The organism is Lutibacter citreus, from assembly GCF_003260195.1.
In the GTDB taxonomy this organism is placed as follows: Bacteria; Bacteroidota; Bacteroidia; order Flavobacteriales; family Flavobacteriaceae; genus Lutibacter; species Lutibacter citreus.
In genome coordinates, this window is the sequence record NZ_QEIH01000006.1 from 111,978 (window position 1) to 131,193 (window position 19,216).

15 protein-coding genes are annotated in these 19,216 nt (G+C 29.2%); 7 read left to right on the forward strand and 8 right to left on the reverse strand.

What is annotated here, in order from left to right; all coding sequences use genetic code 11:
- Nucleotide 1: 1 nt before the first annotated feature.
- From rsxC to DAD81_RS13565, 3 genes are read right to left on the reverse strand one after another with little or no spacing between them, the layout of a single operon-like run.
- Nucleotides 2-1,330, reverse strand: a complete 1,329-nt coding sequence (rsxC, locus tag DAD81_RS13555; protein WP_111708820.1) for an electron transport complex subunit RsxC — start codon at nucleotides 1,328-1,330, stop codon at nucleotides 2-4.
- Nucleotides 1,323-2,306: a Fe-S cluster domain-containing protein gene (locus DAD81_RS13560; protein WP_111708821.1), complete on the reverse strand. Its 984-nt coding sequence runs from the start codon at nucleotides 2,304-2,306 to the stop codon at nucleotides 1,323-1,325. The genes rsxC and DAD81_RS13560 overlap by 8 nt, the downstream gene beginning before the upstream one ends.
- Nucleotides 2,307-2,308: 2 nt before the next feature.
- Complete coding sequence (locus DAD81_RS13565) at nucleotides 2,309-2,758, reverse strand: SoxR reducing system RseC family protein (RefSeq protein WP_111708822.1); 450 nt, start codon at nucleotides 2,756-2,758, stop codon at nucleotides 2,309-2,311.
- A 267-nt stretch (nucleotides 2,759-3,025) separates the two neighbouring features.
- On the opposite strand from DAD81_RS13565, the gene dnaE reads away from it, so the two are divergent.
- The 4 genes from dnaE to DAD81_RS13585 are packed head-to-tail and all read left to right on the forward strand — an operon-like array spanning nucleotide 3,026 to nucleotide 10,574.
- On the forward strand, nucleotides 3,026-7,612 hold the full coding sequence (gene dnaE, locus DAD81_RS13570) for a DNA polymerase III subunit alpha (RefSeq protein ID WP_111708823.1): 4,587 nt from the start codon (nucleotides 3,026-3,028) through the stop codon (nucleotides 7,610-7,612).
- A gap of 7 nt (nucleotides 7,613-7,619) precedes the next feature.
- Nucleotides 7,620-8,720 carry an acyloxyacyl hydrolase gene (locus tag DAD81_RS13575; RefSeq protein WP_111708824.1) on the forward strand — a complete coding sequence of 367 codons (1,101 nt, stop codon included), beginning with the start codon at nucleotides 7,620-7,622 and terminating at the stop codon, nucleotides 8,718-8,720.
- 9 nt (nucleotides 8,721-8,729) lie between these two features.
- On the forward strand, nucleotides 8,730-9,815 hold the full coding sequence (locus DAD81_RS13580) for an acyloxyacyl hydrolase (RefSeq protein ID WP_111708825.1): 1,086 nt from the start codon (nucleotides 8,730-8,732) through the stop codon (nucleotides 9,813-9,815).
- Between the two features lie 15 nt (nucleotides 9,816-9,830).
- The gene (locus DAD81_RS13585; protein WP_111708826.1) at nucleotides 9,831-10,574 is read left to right on the forward strand and encodes a head GIN domain-containing protein; all 744 of its coding nucleotides are present in this window, start codon (nucleotides 9,831-9,833) and stop codon (nucleotides 10,572-10,574) included.
- Here the strand turns inward: DAD81_RS13585 and gldA are convergent.
- On the reverse strand, nucleotides 10,567-11,460 hold the full coding sequence (gene gldA, locus DAD81_RS13590; protein WP_111708827.1) for a gliding motility-associated ABC transporter ATP-binding subunit GldA: 894 nt from the start codon (nucleotides 11,458-11,460) through the stop codon (nucleotides 10,567-10,569). The genes DAD81_RS13585 and gldA overlap by 8 nt on opposite strands.
- 90 nt (nucleotides 11,461-11,550) lie before the next feature.
- On the opposite strand from gldA, the gene DAD81_RS13595 reads away from it, so the two are divergent.
- Nucleotides 11,551-11,709 (forward strand): YqaE/Pmp3 family membrane protein, encoded by a 159-nt coding sequence (locus DAD81_RS13595; RefSeq protein ID WP_111708828.1) that lies wholly within the window; start codon nucleotides 11,551-11,553, stop codon nucleotides 11,707-11,709.
- Nucleotides 11,710-11,713: 4 nt separating this feature from the next.
- Nucleotides 11,714-12,406, forward strand: a complete 693-nt coding sequence (gene lipB / locus DAD81_RS13600) for a lipoyl(octanoyl) transferase LipB (RefSeq protein WP_111708829.1) — start codon at nucleotides 11,714-11,716, stop codon at nucleotides 12,404-12,406.
- A gap of 140 nt (nucleotides 12,407-12,546) precedes the next feature.
- On the opposite strand, the gene DAD81_RS13605 is transcribed toward lipB, so the two are convergent.
- From DAD81_RS13605 to DAD81_RS13615, 3 genes are all read right to left on the reverse strand, one after another.
- Nucleotides 12,547-13,596, reverse strand: coding sequence for a nucleoid-associated protein (locus DAD81_RS13605; RefSeq protein WP_111708830.1), 1,050 nt, complete (start codon nucleotides 13,594-13,596; stop codon nucleotides 12,547-12,549).
- Nucleotides 13,597-13,722: 126 nt separating this feature from the next.
- Complete coding sequence (locus DAD81_RS13610; protein ID WP_111708831.1) at nucleotides 13,723-14,400, reverse strand: TapB family protein; 678 nt, start codon at nucleotides 14,398-14,400, stop codon at nucleotides 13,723-13,725.
- Nucleotides 14,401-14,505: 105 nt separating this feature from the next.
- Entirely contained in the window at nucleotides 14,506-15,108 is a 603-nt protein-coding gene (locus DAD81_RS13615; RefSeq protein ID WP_111708832.1) for a ribonuclease HII, read from the reverse strand.
- Nucleotides 15,109-15,207: 99 nt separating this feature from the next.
- On the opposite strand from DAD81_RS13615, the gene DAD81_RS13620 reads away from it, so the two are divergent.
- Nucleotides 15,208-17,664: a putative porin gene (locus DAD81_RS13620; RefSeq protein ID WP_157961135.1), complete on the forward strand. Its 2,457-nt coding sequence runs from the start codon at nucleotides 15,208-15,210 to the stop codon at nucleotides 17,662-17,664.
- Here DAD81_RS13620 and nhaC read toward each other — a convergent pair.
- Entirely contained in the window at nucleotides 17,657-19,141 is a 1,485-nt protein-coding gene (gene nhaC / locus DAD81_RS13625; protein WP_111708833.1) for a Na+/H+ antiporter NhaC, read from the reverse strand. The genes DAD81_RS13620 and nhaC overlap by 8 nt on opposite strands.
- Nucleotides 19,142-19,216: the final 75 nt, after the last annotated feature.

Here is a 19,216-nt window from a genome sequence, read left to right on the forward strand (position 1 = left end):
TTTAATTTTTAGAGGTTTGTAATTTTTTAACAATATTTTTTCCGAAGCGGATATAATCTAACAAAGGCCTGTTAGAAGGGCATACATAACTACATGAACCACATTCTATACAAGTCATTATATCTTCATTGGAAGCTTTTTCATACATTCCTTTTTCTGATAAATTCATTAACAAATGAGGTTCTAATCCCATAGGACAAACAGAAACGCACTCACCACAACGAATACAATTTTCAGACTTACCCCTACTTGCTTCATCTTCTGAAATAACCAAAATACCTGATGTTCCTTTAGTAACCGGTACATCTGTATTTTTAATGGCTTTCCCCATCATTGGTCCTCCATTTACTAATTTCCTAGTTCCTTCAGGTAAACCGCCAACTTCAGCAATTAAATCTTTAATTGGTGTTCCTATCTTAACCCAAAAGTTTGAAGGGGTTTCTAAATGTTTCCCTGTTACAGTAACAACACGTTCAGTTAAAGGTTTGGTATGTTGAATAGCTTCATAAATTGCGAAAATTGTTCCAACATTATGTACAATTACACCAACATCTAATGGCAAACCATTTTTTGGAACCTCTCTTCCTAAAATTGCTTTTACTAATTGCTTTTCTCCTCCTTGAGGATATTTTACTTGTAAAGCAGCAACTTGAATACCATCTTCTTTTTTAATAATATTTTTAAAAATACTAATGGCATCTTTTTTATTGTTTTCAATTCCAATAACAGCTTTTTTCAAATGCAAAGCTTTCATTAAAATTTTAATTCCAACAACAATTTCTTCTGCCTTTTCTAACATTAACCTATGATCAGCCGTTAAATAAGGTTCACATTCAACACCATTAATAATAAGGCAATCTAATTTTGTCCCTTCCTTTACATTTAATTTTACTTGAGAAGGAAATGTCGCTCCACCTAAACCAACAATACCAAAATCAGAAATTCGTTGAATAATTTCTTTTGGTTCTAGTTTAATTTCTTTAAGAAGAGGATATGTAACTTCTTCAAAATTTGCTTCATTTTTAGCATCAGTTCTTATAACAATACATTGTTTTTTATAACCACTTGTATCAATAATCTGATCTATTTTGGTTACAGTACCTGCAACTGGAGAATGTATATTGGATGAAACAAAACCGCCAGATTTTGCAATTATCTGACCAATTTCAACTTTATCTTTTCTATCAACTACAATTTCCGCAGGAATACCAATATGCTGTGCAATTGGAACATTTACCACTTTTGGCACTGTCATACGTTTAATTCCAATGGATGAAGTAATTTTATTTTCTGGAGGATGAATACCTCCTTTTGGGAATGTTTTAAGCATCCGTTTTAGGGTTTTCTAGTTTAACTTTAGCTACTATTTCTTTTTTTACAACAGCAACCTTTTCCACTTCAGTCTTTTCAGCTTTAACCTTTTCAGCTTCAACTTTTTCAACAGCCTTTTCAATAATTTTTTTTACAACAACTTTTTTAGGCTTTTTTTGCGGAAAATTTGTAGCAATAATAGAATGTGTTGGACAAACATCTACACATTTTCTACAAAGAGTACAAAGATCTGCATCTATATAAGCCAAATTATTATGCATTGTAATTGCACCTTTAGTACAAACATCTTCACATTTTGAACATCCAATACAAGCAACTTCACAAGATTTTTTAGCAATACCTCCTTTATCTTCATTTAAACAACCAACAAACACTTTTAAATCACGTTTGTTTTTTGGACGCATTTCAATTATATCTCTAGGACATGCTTTAACACAAGCACCACAAGAAGTACATTTATCAGTATCAATAACTGGCAGACCTGTCTTCTCATCCATATACATGGCGTCAAAATCACAAACCGCAACACAATCACCGTCTCCTAAACATCCATATTGACAATCGGTTTCACCACTATAAACCATTGCTGAAATAGCACAAGTTCTTGGCCCTTGATATTCTGTTGTCTTTGGCCTGACATCGCAAGCTCCTTGGCAACGCACTACTGCCACAGTTGGGGCTTTTTCTGCAACTTCTTTTCCTAATAGTGCTGCTACTTGTTTCATAACATCATTTCCTCCTACAGGACAAAATAAATCTGAAATATCTTCAGTGTTTACCAATTTCTCAGCAAAAGATTTACATCCAGGAGAACCACAACCAGCACAATTTGCGCCAGGTAAAATTTCATCAACCTCTGCGATTAATGGATTTTCATACACATAAAACTTTTTTGAAACTATATACAACACAACTGCCGCAATAACCCCTAAAGAAGTTAACAACAATACACTATATAATACTGAATCTGTCATTCTTATTTAAATTTTAATATTGAAACTTGAAATGCTTTTTTAAACCTATCTTTTAATAAGTAAAGCATAAAATAATACGGCACTAGAATAAAAAGAGATAATAAACCGGCAATCCATTCTTTAACAAAAAAAGTAGCAGTTACCAAAACTACCATCATTAGGATAAAAGGAAAAACATATGCCCAAAACACTGCTTTTAAACCTAATTCTCGTTTTAACATTACATTAACTGATTCATTTAATTGAAAAGATTGTAGTGAATTTGAAACTTCTATTTCTTTATCGTTTGAGTCTGACACTCCACAAGCAGACTGAGCCTTACAGCCTTCACAATCTACATTACCCTTCAACGAAATCGTTATCGCATTTTTCGAAATCTTAGATACTATTCCTTCGTGCTTAACTAAGTTTTTTGTTTTGTTTTTATAACTGTCTAAATCCAGCTGAGTCATAATGAAATATCTACATTATTTTAATGAAGTAAAATTAAGTTATCTTTTGAGTAAAAAATATGACTATTGTTAGGGTTTTATTTAAATATATTAGTATGAAACAATTGTTACTTAAAAATTTGAAACAACTTTAACTAATTAAGGTTATAAATTACCAATATAAAACACCTAGATATTGTTAATAAAAAAACCACTTTTTAAAACGTCGAAAATTAATTAATCCATACTTTTAAAAATTAAATTTTATCCAAAATCTAACAGCTATATATGTTTTTAATATTTGATACTGAAACTACTGGTTTACCTAAAAAGTGGAAGGCACCAATCACTGACACAGACAATTGGCCAAGATGTATTCAGATTGCTTGGCAATTACATGATAAATACGGGAAACTAATAGAGCATCAAGATTTTTTAATTAAACCTGATGGATTTAACATTCCATATGATGCTGAACAAATTCATGGTATTTCAACTCAACTTGCAGAAGAACAAGGAGAAGATTTAGAAAAGGTTTTGTATTTATTTAACGAAGCTTTATCCAAAGCAACTTATGTTGTAGGCCAAAATGTTGGGTTTGATGTTAACATTATGGGCTGTGAATACTACAGAAATGACATTCAATCTGAAATGACAACTATACCTGTTTTAGATACCTGTACTGAAAAAACAGCTACTTTGTGTCAAATCCCAGGTGGTAGAGGTGGAAAATTTAAATTACCTACTTTAACTGAATTACATCTTCATTTATTTAATGCTCCTTTTGCTGAAGCGCATAATGCAACTGCAGATGTTGAAGCAACTACAAGATGCTTTTTAGAATTAATTAGATTAGGAAATTACACTCAAGAAGAAATTAATATTGAAGAAAATTTTCTTGAAAACTATAAAAAATTCAACACAGAACTTACCAAAATTATAGGTTTAAATCATTTAAATCTAAAAAAGGAAAGCTCTAAATTAAGAAAAAAAGAAAAGGAAGCGCCTAGTAAATCTAGTTCCGTAACAATTTCAAAAGAATTAGCTAAGGCCTCATTTGCCCACTTACATTGTCATTCTCAATTTTCTATTTTACAGTCTACATCTAGTATTCCAGTGCTTGTAAACTCAGCCATAAAAGGAGGTATGAATGCACTTGCCATTACAGATATTGGAAATATGATGAATGCCTTTAATTTTGTACAAGCAGGTTTTAAACATTATACTGAAGCAGTTAATCACAATAAAAAAATAGATTTCACTAAAGACCTTAAAAAGCGTATTGCAAATGGTGAAGAATTAGATATTGAATATACTAAAGGAGATGAAATAGTAAAGTTTGATATTAAAAATGCTGAAAAAGAATATCAAGAAATAAGAAAAAGGATTGAAAAAAAGGAAAATATTAATCTACAATATATTTCTATAAAAGAGGACGAGAAAGAAAAAGAACCTATTGATTTTGACTACGACCAAAAAGAATACAGAATACCTTTTAAATCAATTGCCGGTTCCGAGTTTAATGTTTGTGAAGACCATACTAACAAATCTCAAAAAGACAATGGTTACCAAATAGTAATGCTTGCTAAAAACAAAAATGGATATCTGAATTTAGCTAAAATGTCTTCTCAATCTCATACTCATGGTTTTTATTACGTTCCTAGAATTGACAAAAAAATTATAGAACAACATAAAGAAGATGTTATGGTTCTTTCCGGGAATTTATTTGGAGAAATTCCTAGTAAAATATTAAATGTAGGTGAAGCTCAAGCTGAAGAAGCAGTAATTTGGTGGAAAGAACAGTTTGGTGATGATTTTTATTTAGAATTAATGCGTCACGGACAAGAAAATGAAGACCATGTAAATGAGGTTTTAATTAAATTTTCAAAAAAGCATAATGTAAAATTAATTGCTACTAACAATACTTTTTATACTAAACAGGAAGAATCATATGCACATGACATTTTACTTTGTGTAAAAGACGGAGAAAAAACAGCCACACCAAAAGGTAGAGGAAGAGGCTTTAGATACGGTTTACCAAACGACCAATATTACTTCAAATCAGAAGATGAAATGAAGGAATTGTTTAAAGACATTCCCGAATCCATTATAAATATTCAAGAAATAATAGACAAGGTTGAAGTTTTTAAATTAAGTAGAAATGTTTTACTTCCTAAATTTGATATTCCTAAACAGTTTATTGACCCTCAAGACGCAATTGATGGAGGTGTTAGAGGTGAAAACGCCTTCTTAAAACATTTAACTTTTGAAGGTGCTAAAATAAGATATGGAGATGTTTTAGATGAAAGTACTATTGAACGATTAGATTTTGAGCTAGAAATTATTAAAAAAACTGGATATCCGGGTTACTTCTTAATTGTATGGGATTTTATATTGGAAGCTCGAAAAATGGGAGTTTCCGTAGGCCCTGGTCGTGGTTCGGCTGCTGGTTCTGCGGTAGCGTATTGTTTATGGATTACAAATATTGATCCTATTAAGTACGATTTACTTTTTGAGCGTTTCTTAAATCCCGATCGTGTATCAATGCCCGATATTGATATTGATTTTGATGATGAAGGAAGACAACGAGTAATTAGTTTTGTAATTGAAAAATACGGAGCATCACAAGTAGCCCAAATTATTACTTACGGTAGTATGGCGGCCAAATCTTCAATAAGAGATACCGCAAGAGCTCTAGATTTACCTTTACATGAGGCCGATAAAATTGCTAAATTAATACCAGGTGTTAAATTGCAGCATATTTTTGGAGAAGATGCCAAAAGTATAGGAAAAATAAAAGGTTTAAAAGCTGAAGATTTAGTTGGTGTAGAAGAATTAAGAAGACTTTCTGCTGGTAATGATTTGGAAGCTGAAACTATTAACCAAGCAAGAAATTTAGAAGGTTCTATTAGAAATACAGGAATTCATGCTTGTGGTGTAATTATTACTCCAGAACCTATTACAAACTTAGTCCCTGTCTCCGTCGCTAAGGATAGTGACATGTATGTAACTCAGTTTGATAATAATGTTGTTGAAACTGCTGGTTTATTAAAAATGGATTTCTTGGGGTTAAAAACATTAACCCTAATTAAAGATTCTATTAAAATTATAAAAGCCATTCATGGTATTGAATTAATCCCTGATGATTTTCCTTTAGACGATAAAGATACCTATGCATTATTCCAAAGAGGTGAAACTATTGGTATTTTCCAATATGAATCTCCTGGAATGCAAAAACATATGAAATCGTTGCAACCAACCGAATTTGCCGATTTAATTGCAATGAATGCTTTGTACCGTCCAGGTCCAATGGAATATATTCCATCTTTTATTGATAGAAAACATGGGCGAGAAGAAATTGCCTATGATTTAGATGGTATGGAAGAATACCTTAAGGAAACTTACGGTATTACAGTGTACCAAGAGCAAGTAATGCTACTTTCTCAAAAACTAGCTGGTTTCACTAAAGGTGAAGCCGATATGCTTCGTAAAGCAATGGGTAAAAAAATATTTGCCATGCTAGAAAAGCTAAAACCAAAATTTATTGATGGAGGTATTAAAAAAGGGCATGAAAAGAAAATATTAGAAAAAGTTTGGAAAGATTGGGAAGCTTTTGCTGCCTATGCCTTTAACAAATCACACTCAACATGTTACGCCTATATAGCGTATCAAACTGCTTATTTAAAAGCGCATTACCCTGCTGAATATATGGCCGCTGTGCTTTCAAATAACATGAACGATCTAAAGCAAGTTACCTTTTTTATGGAAGAATGTAAACGTTCAGGTATTCCAGTTTTAGGACCAGATATAAATGAATCTTATTACAAATTTTCAGTTAATAAGGAAGGTGCAATACGTTTTGGAATGGGAGCTATTAAAGGTGTTGGAGGTGCTGCTGTAGATTCTTTAATTAATGAGCGAAAAGAAAATGGAAATTACACATCTATTTTTGATATCACTAAACGTGTAGATTTACGTGCTTGCAATAAAAGAGCCTTTGATGGTCTTGTTATGGCCGGTGGTTTGGATTCTTTTCAAAATGTACATAGAGCTCAATATTATGCTACAGATGAAAAAGGAGTTACTTTTATTGAAAAAGCGATAAGATTTGGAAATAAATATCAAGAAAATAAAAACTCCGCTCAAATATCAATGTTTGGAGAAACTTCAGAAGTTCAATTCCCTGAGCCTGAAGTTCCTATAGCTGAAAAATGGGGTATGATGGAAGAGCTCACTAAAGAAAAAGAGCTGGTTGGTATTTATATTTCTGGCCATCCTTTAGACGATTTTAAAAATGAAATAAAATATTTTTGCAATTCTTCTGTTTCTGTATTTAAAGAAGATCTAAATAAATATGTAGGATCAAACATAACATTTGCTGGAATATTAACTGATGTTCAACATAGAGTATCACAAAACGGCAATGAATGGGCTTCTTTTACAGTGCAAGATTTTGGAGACAGTCATGAATTTAGAATATTTAAAGATGCGTATTTAAATTTCAAACCATATCTTTATGAAAATGCATTCCGTCAAATTAAAGTAAATATTGCTCCAGGTTGGAGAAATAAGGACGGAAATATTGGAGAACCTAGAATTAATTTTACCGATATTCAAATTTTACAAGACGTATTAGAAAAACAAGCGAAAAAATTAACTTTACATCTTGATATTGCAAGAATTAGTGAAACATCAATATTTAAATTAAAGAAATTCCTTAAACAAAATGAAGGTTCTGTTCAAGTTGATTTTATAGTGTATGATTTAATAGAGAAAACAAAAATAACAATGCCCAGTAGATCAACTAAAGTTAAAGTTACAAATGAATTTTTAAAGGATTTAAAAGAAATAAATCCAAGCTTCAAATTGAGTTAAGTTTTTTATGAAGAAATTTCTATTTTTATTAATAACAATTGGTTATTATTTTGGCTATAGCCAAAATAACTCGAACTATTTTCAAGCTGATTATTTTTACGGTAATATTTTAAAACAAAATCCTGATGCGGCAGTTCTTTTACAAGGACATCCAACCGGATTTTTTATAAGTTATAATAAAAGATCATTTGGAGAGGAAAGCTGGCAGGATTTATACAATTATCCAGATTTTGGGTATTCAGTAGGTTATCAGGATTATAAATCAGAAATATTAGGGAAACTTTATTCCATTTACGGACATTATAATTTTTATTTTACAAATAGAAAATCTAAAAATCAATTAATTCTAAGAACAGGAATTGGATTGGCATATAATACCAATCCTTACAACAAAGTAACCAACAATAAAAATACTGCTTTTGGTTCAAGCATAAATTCGAGCACTTATTTTAAATTGTATTTTCAAAGAGAGCGTATTCTTAATAATTTAGGATTAAATGCTGGTTTAACATTTATTCATGCTTCAAATTCTAATATTAAATCTCCTAATTCAGGAATGAATGTTTGGGCAGCTACATTAGGTTTAAATTATGATTTAGACAATAATTCTCAAGGAAAATCATTCATACCTTCTTCTGAAGGAATGTATTTTAAAGAACCTATAAAATTTAATTTAGTGGTTCGTGGAGGTGTAAATGAAAGTGAAATTATAGGAACTGGAGTAAAACCATTTTTTGTTTTTTCAGCTTATGCCGATAAACGATTAAATAGAAAATCTGCCATTCAATTTGGTGCAGATCTATACATATCGCCAATATTAAAAGATTATTATGAACTGAGCTTAACCATACCCCAAACCAATTTAAAAGAAACTTCAGATTTTTCAAGAATAGGAGTTTTTATTGGTCATGAGTTATTTATTAATAAAATTTCAATTGAAACACAATTAGGATTTTACGCTAAATACCCTTTTGAATATGGTGGAAGAGTTTATGAAACTCTTGGAATAAAAAGATACATTAATAATAAATGGTTTGCTGCTTTAAGGTTAAAAGCCCACGCTGCTGATGCTGAAACTGTTGAACTTGGAATCGGTGTAAGATTATAATTGAAATTTATGAAAAACCTACTTTTAATTGTTTCACTATTGCTTTCAACCATTTGTTTTTCACAAGCCAATAGTTTTCAAACCGACATCTTTTATGGAAGGCCTATTGAACATGATAAAAAATTAAAAGATGCGATTGATGGAAATTCATATGGAATTATGTTTAGTTTTAATTCTACACGATTAAAAAACAAAAAATTTAGTTCATTATATAATTCGCCCGAAAAAGGATTTTCATTTTTATATCAAAATTTCAATTCAGATGTGCTAGGAGAAGTGTTTGGAGCATATAGACACTTTAATTATAAATTAACAAAAAACACCAGTAGTAAATTAGAATTAGCAACCGGATTTGGGATGGGCTATGCAACAAAATCATACAACGCTGTAACTAATAATAAAAACCATGCAATTGGATCAAAACTTTTAGCTTCGGCATATTTAAAATTACAATTCTTTCAATTAATTAAAAAAGAACGATTAAGTTTAAATACAGGCGTAAGTTTAATTCATTTTTCAAATGTAGCATTCAAAAACCCTAACTTAGGAATCAATACCATAAATTTAAACTTAGGAATTAATTATTTACTTGAACCTATAAAAAAAGAACGTTTAAATCCTGAAATTGAAAATATAACCGTTGATAAAAAACTTTATTTTAATTTAATATTAAGAGGTGGCTATAATGAATCTTTAATAATAGACAGTGGTTTATTCCCTTTTTACACCGTTTCATTTTATGGTAGTAAAGCAATAAATAAATACTCTACATTAACATTTGGAACAGATTATTTTAGATCAGAATTTTTAAAAAATCATATTAAAAATATAAATATTGAAGAAGGTAAAACCTATAATGAAAACGATTACTCAAGAGTAGGTATTTTTGTAGGTCACGAATTAATTCAAAATAATTTTTCATTTATTTCTCAAATTGGATATAATGTATATTATCCATTTCCTTATGTTAGAAGAATTTATGAACGTTTTGGGTTAAAATACAAATTGAGTAAACATTTGTTTTCTGAAATTTCAATGAAAATAAATTTATTTAGAGCGGAAGCTCTTGAAATTGGACTTGGTTACAAGTTTTAGAGAAAAATTAAAAAAATGAAAAAATTAGTTTATATACTTTTTATTATAGGATTAATAAGTTGTAATAACGAAGATTCCGGTGATTGTTTTCAAACAGCTGGAAAAATAATAAAACAAGAATTTGAAGTTCCAACATTTAATAAAATCCTAGTTGAACAAAGGGTAGAATTAATTATTAAAGAAGGCCCTGTTCAGAAAGTTATTGTTGAAACTGGTAAAAATTTACTACCTGATATTAACGTAGAAGTTACGGATGGAATAATAACGCTTACAAACAATAACACTTGTAATTTCCTTAGAGATTATGGATTAACAAAAGTGTATATTACATCTCCTGATATAAATGAAATTAGAAACGGCTCTGAGCTAAACGTAACTTCAGACGGGCTTTTAACTTATCCATCATTATATTTAAGATCAACAGGTGAAGGTCATAAATTTTTAGCTGTTGGAGATTGGCATTTAAACATTGAAAATAATAGTTTAACAATATTAAGTAATGGTATTGCTAATTTTTATATGAACGGAACAACCAATAATTTAAGAATTCTTTTTGCTGATGGAGACACCCGCTTTGAAGGTGAAAAATATATTGCTAAAAATGTTTCTATTTTTCAAGTGAGTTCAAATGATATTTTAGTTAACCCAACTGAAAGCCTAAAAGGAACCGTTCAATCAACTGGTAGTGTAATATCTTATAATAAACCACCAATTGTTGAAGTGGATGTACAGAGTATTGGAAAATTAATTTTCAAGTAGTTAATTCTCTAAATAAACTCTCTAAATTTTTGTTTTTAGCGTTTAATTTAAGAGTTTTCAATCCATTATCTTTCGCAAAATCAAAAACTGCAGATCTCATATCAACTTTAGTAGAAAATGTTAGTTCCCAAGTTGTATCATAACTATTATTAGCTATTTTTAAATTGGGAATTTTTTCAATAAATTGTTTTTCAATTTTAAAATCAAATTCTACTTCTATCAATTGTTCTTGGTTTTCCTTTAAATCTTTTAATAGCTCATCTGCAATTATTTTACCTTTGTTAATTATAATTACCCTATCGCAAACAGCCTCTACCTCTTGCATTATATGCGTTGAAAAAAGTACTGTTTTCTCCTTCCCTATTTCTTTAATTAAATTTCTAATTTCTAGTAACTGATTTGGATCTAATCCTGTTGTAGGCTCATCTAATATTACCACATTAGGATTATGTAAAAGTGAAGCTGCCAAGCCTACACGTTGTCTATATCCTTTTGAAAGCTGACTTATTTTCTTATGACTTTCATTAGTCAGCCCAACTTTATCTATAATTTTTTCAATATTACTTTTAGGTATTTTATGAATCCTTGCATTGAACAACAAATATTCTTTAACATACATATCTAAATATAATGGATTATGTTCAGGCAAATAACCAATGTTCTTTTGAGCTTCATTTTTTGATATATGTAAATTTAAATCATTTACAAAAACCTCTCCTTCTGAAGCTTGAATATAACCTGTTAAGATTTTCATCATTGTTGATTTACCAGCTCCATTTGGCCCCAAAAAACCAACTATTTCTCCCTCTTTTATAGAAAAACTTACATTATCCAGCGCTAATTGGCTTCCGTAACGTTTACTTATATTTTTTACTTCAATAGACATTTAACAAAAATACATTTTAATTATAATTTACTGTTACAAAATAACGTTGTACGCGTCATATAATTTTAGGAACTTTGAAAAATAATAAATATGGGTTGTTTTAGAGTATTATTATGTATTATTTTCCCGCCTTTAGCAGTAATTGATAAAGGATGCGGGTCTATTATTATTGTTTTTATTTTAACCTGTTTGGGTTGGATACCTGGAGTAATTGCAGCTTTAATAATAAATAACAATCCAGAAAACTAATAAAATGCAAAAAGTAAAATTAATTGATTTAGGTTTAAAAGACTATAAAGAAACTTGGGACTATCAAGAAGTTGTTTTTCAAAAAACTATTGATATAAAAGTTGATAACAGACATAATAATTTAAACAACCCTACTTCAAATAATTTTATTTTTGTTGAACATCCTCACGTATACACACTAGGAAGAAGTGGAAATTTAAATAATTTATTATTAAATGAAGAACAACTTTCTCAAAAAGGAGCTACCTTTTATAAAATTAATAGAGGTGGTGATATTACATACCACGGTCCTGGGCAAATAGTGGGTTACCCTATTTTAGATTTAGATAATTTTTTTACTGATATTCATAAATATCTTCGTTTTTTAGAAGAAGTTATTATAAAAACGTTGGACGAGTATGGCTTAAAAGCCACTAGAAGCGAAGGTGAAACTGGCGTTTGGCTAGGTGTGGGCACTCCATTTGCTCGAAAAATTTGTGCTATGGGAGTTAGAACCAGCAGATGGGTTACAATGCATGGTTTTGCACTTAATGTTAACGTTAACTTAGGTTATTTTGATAATATTATTCCCTGCGGAATTAAAGGAAAAGCAGTTACTTCTTTAGAAGCAGAATTAAATAGAAAGGTTCCTATGGAAGAAGTTAAAAGTAAAATTTTAAAACACTTTTCTGAAATATTTGAAGTAGAATTTATTTAAAATTTTTACTCTATATAGAATTATAAGTGATATAAATTGTCTTATTTTTTTTTAACTTTTATAATTAAAAAAACAAAAGGTGATTATTTAAATTTTAATTAAAGTAATCACCCAGCTTTTTAAAACATCTAAATATCTACTTAATCTTCTTCATTGAAGAAAACTTTGTAGAATTTCATTTTTTTATCTTCATCGTAACCTTTTTCTAAATATTCACTTGATGCATCTGGAGCATCAATATCAAGTTTTATTTGAATATTTGTATCAAGTTTTATTTCGGTTTTCATTTTTGCTTTCTGCTTTTTCAATACTATATCAGAAATTGCAAACTGATTTCTTACCAAAACATCATTTATCTCTTCAAATTGTTTTTTATAATCGTCAAATAAAGGTTTTAAGTCTTCATTTTCTTCAAAAACTTCTTCTTTAAAATCTTGAATATTTACATCTTCATTTTCTTTAAAGAAATCAACTGTTTTAGCTAAAAATTTAGATTTTTCTTGAGATCCATAATCTTCCTTAATCTCTTCAGAAAAATCTTTACACATTTCAATGTAATTTTGTGTATGCTGGTTATTATCATCAGCATATTTCACATTTAAAAAGTTTTTAATCCAGTATTGCGCGTCATAATTATTATTATCAACACTTAATACAACTCTTCCCTCTCCATCTGTAGAGTTAACAATTAAACAACCTTTATCTAGTTTTTTAGTGCTTATTCCTTGTTGCACAAATACATCTAAACTATCTTTTTCCATGAAAGTTTGAAAAAAGTTAATTTTATTTTCAATTTTAAAAATCCCAAGTGCTTGCGTTACCACATCTTTATATTCAACATCTTCAAACAAAGCTATAATTACATCTCCTGTTTTTATTTGCGCAGAATTAGATTGTTCATATAAATGATTCACAATATGCTTCGATACTTCAATAAACTCAGTATCATCAGTAAAAATTTCGGTTGAATAGTTATTTATTTCATTCAACTCAATATTAGCATGATGATTAAAACGAAAACTTTCAGCTACATTGGCAAATGGTTTAAGCAAAAATGGCTTCATTAACTCATAACTTTCTTCATCAAAAGTAATTACGTTTTCAGAAAAAATATTTGTTGCACTATTAAATTTATTTCCAACTTTATGGATAATAAATTTTGAAATTCCAGCTCTGGTTCTTTTAATCATTGTTTACATTTTATAGGAACGCAAATGTAATTTTAAAATATTAAAAAGTAAATGTTTATAATATAAAAAAACCGAGCTCAAAAGTTCAATTTTAAAAAGTGTATTTAATGTTCTAAAAAAAGATGTTTATTTTTTTAAATTAGTAAGTACAGAATAACCTATTAGTTTCCCTTTTTTATTAAAATTTTCATTTTTCACCATACCAATTCCTACTGAAAGCCATTGCTTGGATATCATAGTAGATTTAATACCCATTTTCATTTCAGTTTTATTTGTAATAACAACACAATCAAAAGTTCCGGCCGGTGTAGTTATGGTTTCTTTGCCTTCAACTTTTCTATCTATTATATTAATTGATGATTTCATTTTAATTGGAGTGATTATTATCTCCATATTAACTTTAGCATCAGGTAACTCCTGCCCTGCTATAAGTTTATTAGGTATACTTAAATTTGTCCCTGTCATATTAATCTCCATATCTTTATATTGTTTTAATATATCTCCAGAAATTAAAGATTTAAAATCTACAGAAACCCCATCATTTACACATTCAACATTGTATTCTATTTCAGAAATATGCTTCCCTTTTTCATCTTTCATATTTGTTACAAACACAGCAACATTATCTTTTACATCCTTAACAAGATGACTGACTACTCCAGAATTTTTACCTTTTTTATCATAATTAGTTATTTCTACTTCTACTCCCTTTTTAAATGGATAATATGTACTACAATTATTTTGGCTTTTGGCGCCAATAAATATAAACACAAACACAACTGTTAAATAAATTTTGACTTTCATACCACTTGATTTTAATTAGTTAATATATAGACGATTATAACAAATATAACAATTTATATCTACCTCCTAATTAATTTAAAACTGAGAACAAAACAATTTTCTGTATTACAAATCTAATTTTAATTGTTCTGGCAATAATTTAAATGATTTTCTATGGTATTTGTTAGGTCCAAATTCTCTAATAGCAGCTCTATGTTGTTTGGTTGGGTATCCTTTATTTTTTTTCCAAAAATAGTTAGGAAATTCTTTATCAATCTTCTCCATAAACTCATCTCTATAAGTTTTTGCTAAAACTGATGCTGCGGCAATACTCATATATTTTGCATCACCTTTTATAATTGTTTCGTGAGGAATATCCCTAAAAGGTTTAAATTTATTACCATCAACAATAATATGTTCTGGCTGTAAAGAGAGTTTTTTTATAGATTCATGCATTCCTAATATTGATGCTTGTAATATATTTATTTCATCAATTTTTTCTTCAGAAATAAATGAAACTCCATATGCTAAGGCATTTTTTTCAATAAACGGTCTTAAAATATCACGTTGCTTTTCAGTTAACTGCTTTGAATCATTTAAAAGTGGGTGCACAAAATTGGGTGGTAAAATAACTGCTGCAGCTACCACTGGCCCTGCTAAACAGCCTCTTCCGGCCTCATCTGTTCCTGCTTCTAATATGTTTTTTTTATAATATTTTTTGAGCCCCATTTATATGAAATAAGTACGTAAAATTAATAAAAGTTATCATTACAATTTACTATTATTATTTTCGTTCAATTATTTTACCTTTGCCACTTAATATTTTATATGAAAAAAATAGTATTATTCGTATTCTTTAGTTTTACCATCACTTCTATTTGTGCCCAATTTGACAATCAAAATGGACAAGGTAGCTCACAAAATAATTCTGGAGGAGGAATGTTTGGTGGCGGCAATAACAATCAATCTTCTACGGCTAGTGACGATACTACGATAAAACTTAGTGGTGAAACAAAATACACAGATTACAAAATGTTTTCTGTTAATAATGATACAACCTATATTGACACAACACTAACTTTAAAAAAAGATTTTAAATTTAATTATATTAGAAAAGATAATTTTGAATTATTAGCTTTTCACAATCAAGGACAAACATTTAATAAATTAGGATATAATTTTAATAATAAAGGTATTTTTCCTTTAATGGGAATAGATGCAAAACAATTTAATTATAAAACTGTTGAAGATATACAATACTATTATGTTCCTACGCCAACAACCGAGGTACTTTATAGAACAGGACTTGAACAAGGACAGGTATTGGATGCATTTATAACAATGAACACTTCTAAGCAATTTAACTTTTCACTTGCATATAAAGGTTTAAGATCGCTTGGTAAATATCGCCAAGCATTATCAAGCCATGGTAATTTTAGATATACATTTAATTATCATTCAAAAAATGAACTTTATAATTTGAAAGGACATTTTTCATCTTTTGATTTTTTAAATTATGAAAATGGTGGATTGACTGAAGAATCTATTAATTATTTTGAAGGTAATGACCCAAATTATATAGAAAGAGGTCGTTTAGACGTAAATTACAGTGATGCAGAAAGTCTTCTTGAAGGAAAACGATATTACATAAACCAATCTTATTCTTTATATTCTAAAAAACATTCAGTAAGAAAAGCGTTTTCTTTTAAAGAAAATATTCAAAAAAACAGATTAGACTCAATAAACAAATCCATTTTAAAAATACAAAAAGACTCTATAAGTGCAGATTCAATAAAGGAATTAAACATTAATTTAAAGAAATTAAAAGCTTCTAAAGTTGATACTTTGTCTATAAAACCTATTGATTCTATAAATATAGATTCAATAAAGCAATTAAATATTGATTTTAAGAAACTAGATACTGCAAAAGTTGATAGCGTATTTATTCCAAAAAAACAAATAGACTCTTTAAATATTAAATCAATTAAAAATGACACCTTAACAAAGCCTGTAATTAAAATTGATTCATTAGAAGTTGTTTCTAAAAAAACTGATTTGTTAGCACCTCTAGAATTCACCCTAGATGAAGTAAAAATATCTGAATTAAGAACATCTTCAAAAATTATAAAAGATTCTTTAAAAATTAATAAAAAAGATCTTGATTCCCTACTTCAAATTACGGATATAGTTGAATTAAATTTGGGGCACATATTTACGTATGAAACCAAACATTATAGATTTACTAAATCCTCTGCAGGGTCCGTTTTTGGAGAAACTTTTGGCTCATCTCTTAGTGATCACACTTCATATCAAAATATGGAAAATCAGCTTTATTTAGAGCTTAAAACGCCTAAAATTGGGGTGCTGAGAACAAAAATTAATCATTATAAATACAATTATCATTACAATAGTATTTTGTATTATGATGATTTAACAATAGAAGACAAATTAAAAGGAAATACTATTGCCGCAGGTGCAAATTGGAAAACATCAATTGGAAAATTCTATTTAGATGCTGATGCTAATTCAATAATATCAGGTGATTTTACAGGTTCTTCAATAAAAGCATCGCTTGGTTTTAAGAAAGATAGTGTTTATAATTTTAAAGGTTTTGCTGAAGTAGCTTCAAAATCTCCAAGTTTAAATAAAATACTATATCAAAGTTCCTATAAAGATTACAATTGGTCTAATAATTTTAAAAATGAAGACGTTAAATCTTTAGGTGTCGAGTTTAAATTGAACAAGTGGGGAAGTATTAATGCCTCTTATAATTTAATAGACAACTACACTTATTTCGATACTATATCTAAGCCAACCCAAGCTTCAGAAACGCTAAACTACCTTAAGGTTAAAGCACACCAATATTTCACTTACAAAAAATTTACCATTGATAATACAGTAATGTATCAAAATGTTTTGGAGGGTGAATCATTTTTTCGTGTACCACAGATAGTAACTAGAAATACAATATATTTTTCAGATTACGTTTTTAAAGGGGATCCTTTATATTTACAAACCGGAATTACTTTTAAATATTTTACATCATTTAAATCCAATGCCTTTAACCCACTGCTAAATGAATTTGTTTTACAAGATGATACTGAAATTGGAAATTTCCCAATTCTTGATTTCTTCTTTAATATGCAAGTTAGAAGAACACGTATATATTTAAAAGTTGAGAATTTTGGAGCTAGCTTTTTAGGAAGAAATTATTATTCTGCACCAAATTACCCTTATAGAGATCTTACTGTTAGATTTGGACTTGTGTGGAATTTCTTTATTTAGAAACTAATTCTTTAATTTTAATTCTGAAAGCTGCAAAAATTAATGTCATAATAGGACTTAACCAGTTGAAAATCGCGAAAGCAAAATAATCTACAACAGGCACACCTAAAACACCACTTTGGTAGGCTCCACAAGTGTTCCAAGGTATTAATACAGATGTTACAGTTCCCGAATCTTCTAGAGTTCTACTTAAATTTTCGGGAGCTAAACCTTTATCTTTAAATGCTTTTGCATACATTTTACCAGGAACTACAATTGCTAAATATTGATCTGAAGCAGTTCCATTTAACACAACACATGTAAAAACCGTACTGGCAAATAACCCGAAAATAGAATCAAACATACTTAGTATTGATTTACTAATTCTAGCTAATGCACCAATGGCATCCATAACACCTCCAAAAACCATGGCACATAAAATCAACCAAATTGTTCCTAACATCCCTTTCATTCCTCCAGAACTAAACAAATCATTTAACTCAGCACTTGATGTTTCAACAGAAGTATCAACAGTAATAGCATTCATTACACCTTTATAACCCGCAATAAAATCTAAATTTTTTGCGCCAGAAACTTCCAAAACAATATCTGGTTGAAATATTAAAGCTGCAATACCGCCCAATAATGTACCTCCTAATAAAGCAATTAATGGAGGCGCTTTTTTTATAATTAGAAAAATAACTAAAACCGGAACAGTAAATAACCACGGTGTAATATTAAAAGCCTCATCTATAGATATTAATTTATCAGAAACATCAGTTACTCCAGCAGTATCAATACTAAATCCTATTATTATAAAAACTATTAGTGTAATAATTATTGTTGGTACCGTTGTATAAGACATATACTTTATATGATCAAATAAATCGCCTCCTGCCATTGCTGGTGCCAAATTTGTAGTATCACTTAAAGGTGACATTTTATCTCCAAAATAGGCGCCCGAAAGTACAGCTCCAGCTGTCATACCTAATGAAATTCCAAGAGATTCTCCAATACCAATTAAAGCAATACCAACTGTAGCTGAAGTGGTCCATGAGCTTCCTGTTGCAAGAGAAATAATAGCACAAATAACAACACAAGCTGCTAAAAATATAGTTGGATTTAAAATTTGAAGTCCATAATAAATCATAGTTGGAATAATTCCACTAATTAGCCAAGTTCCTGCCAAGGCACCTACCATTAACAAAATTAAAATTGCTCCTGCAGTTGATTTAATATTTTCAGATATTTCTTCAACCATTATCTTATAAGAAACCTTATTAAAAAAACCAACAATGGCTGCTACTGAAGCTCCCAATAGTAATATAAACTGATTACTTCCACTTAGTGCGTCATCTCCATAAACATATACATTAAAAAAAAGCATTGAAACCAATGCTAAAACAGGAATAAGGGCTTCCCAAATATTTAATTCTTTATTTACTATAATTTTTTGATCCTCAATTTTTATTTCTTCAATATTTGAGTCCTCCTGCATATATATTATTTTGATTGGTAATATTACGGAAATTTAAAAATTTACACAAATCAAAAAGCCTCACACAATTTAATG

Excerpts from the sequence above, each read along its gene's own strand:
- lipB (WP_111708829.1), top strand. The coding sequence starts at position 11,714 with ATGCAAAAAGTAAAATTAATTGATTTAGGTTTAAAAGACTATAAAGAA.
- dnaE (WP_111708823.1), top strand. The coding sequence starts at position 3,026 with ATGTTTTTAATATTTGATACTGAAACTACTGGTTTACCTAAAAAGTGG.
- DAD81_RS13565 (WP_111708822.1), bottom strand. The coding sequence starts at position 2,758 with ATGACTCAGCTGGATTTAGACAGTTATAAAAACAAAACAAAAAACTTA.
- gldA (WP_111708827.1), bottom strand. The coding sequence starts at position 11,460 with ATGTCTATTGAAGTAAAAAATATAAGTAAACGTTACGGAAGCCAATTA.
- DAD81_RS13615 (WP_111708832.1), bottom strand. The coding sequence starts at position 15,108 with ATGGGGCTCAAAAAATATTATAAAAAAAACATATTAGAAGCAGGAACA.
- DAD81_RS13610 (WP_111708831.1), bottom strand. The coding sequence starts at position 14,400 with ATGAAAGTCAAAATTTATTTAACAGTTGTGTTTGTGTTTATATTTATT.
- DAD81_RS13575 (WP_111708824.1), top strand. The coding sequence starts at position 7,620 with ATGAAGAAATTTCTATTTTTATTAATAACAATTGGTTATTATTTTGGC.
- DAD81_RS13605 (WP_111708830.1), bottom strand. The coding sequence starts at position 13,596 with ATGATTAAAAGAACCAGAGCTGGAATTTCAAAATTTATTATCCATAAA.
- rsxC (WP_111708820.1), bottom strand. The coding sequence starts at position 1,330 with ATGCTTAAAACATTCCCAAAAGGAGGTATTCATCCTCCAGAAAATAAA.
- DAD81_RS13595 (WP_111708828.1), top strand. The coding sequence starts at position 11,551 with ATGGGTTGTTTTAGAGTATTATTATGTATTATTTTCCCGCCTTTAGCA.
- nhaC (WP_111708833.1), bottom strand. The coding sequence starts at position 19,141 with ATGCAGGAGGACTCAAATATTGAAGAAATAAAAATTGAGGATCAAAAA.
- DAD81_RS13585 (WP_111708826.1), top strand. The coding sequence starts at position 9,831 with ATGAAAAAATTAGTTTATATACTTTTTATTATAGGATTAATAAGTTGT.
- DAD81_RS13560 (WP_111708821.1), bottom strand. The coding sequence starts at position 2,306 with ATGACAGATTCAGTATTATATAGTGTATTGTTGTTAACTTCTTTAGGG.
- DAD81_RS13620 (WP_157961135.1), top strand. The coding sequence starts at position 15,208 with ATGAAAAAAATAGTATTATTCGTATTCTTTAGTTTTACCATCACTTCT.
- DAD81_RS13580 (WP_111708825.1), top strand. The coding sequence starts at position 8,730 with ATGAAAAACCTACTTTTAATTGTTTCACTATTGCTTTCAACCATTTGT.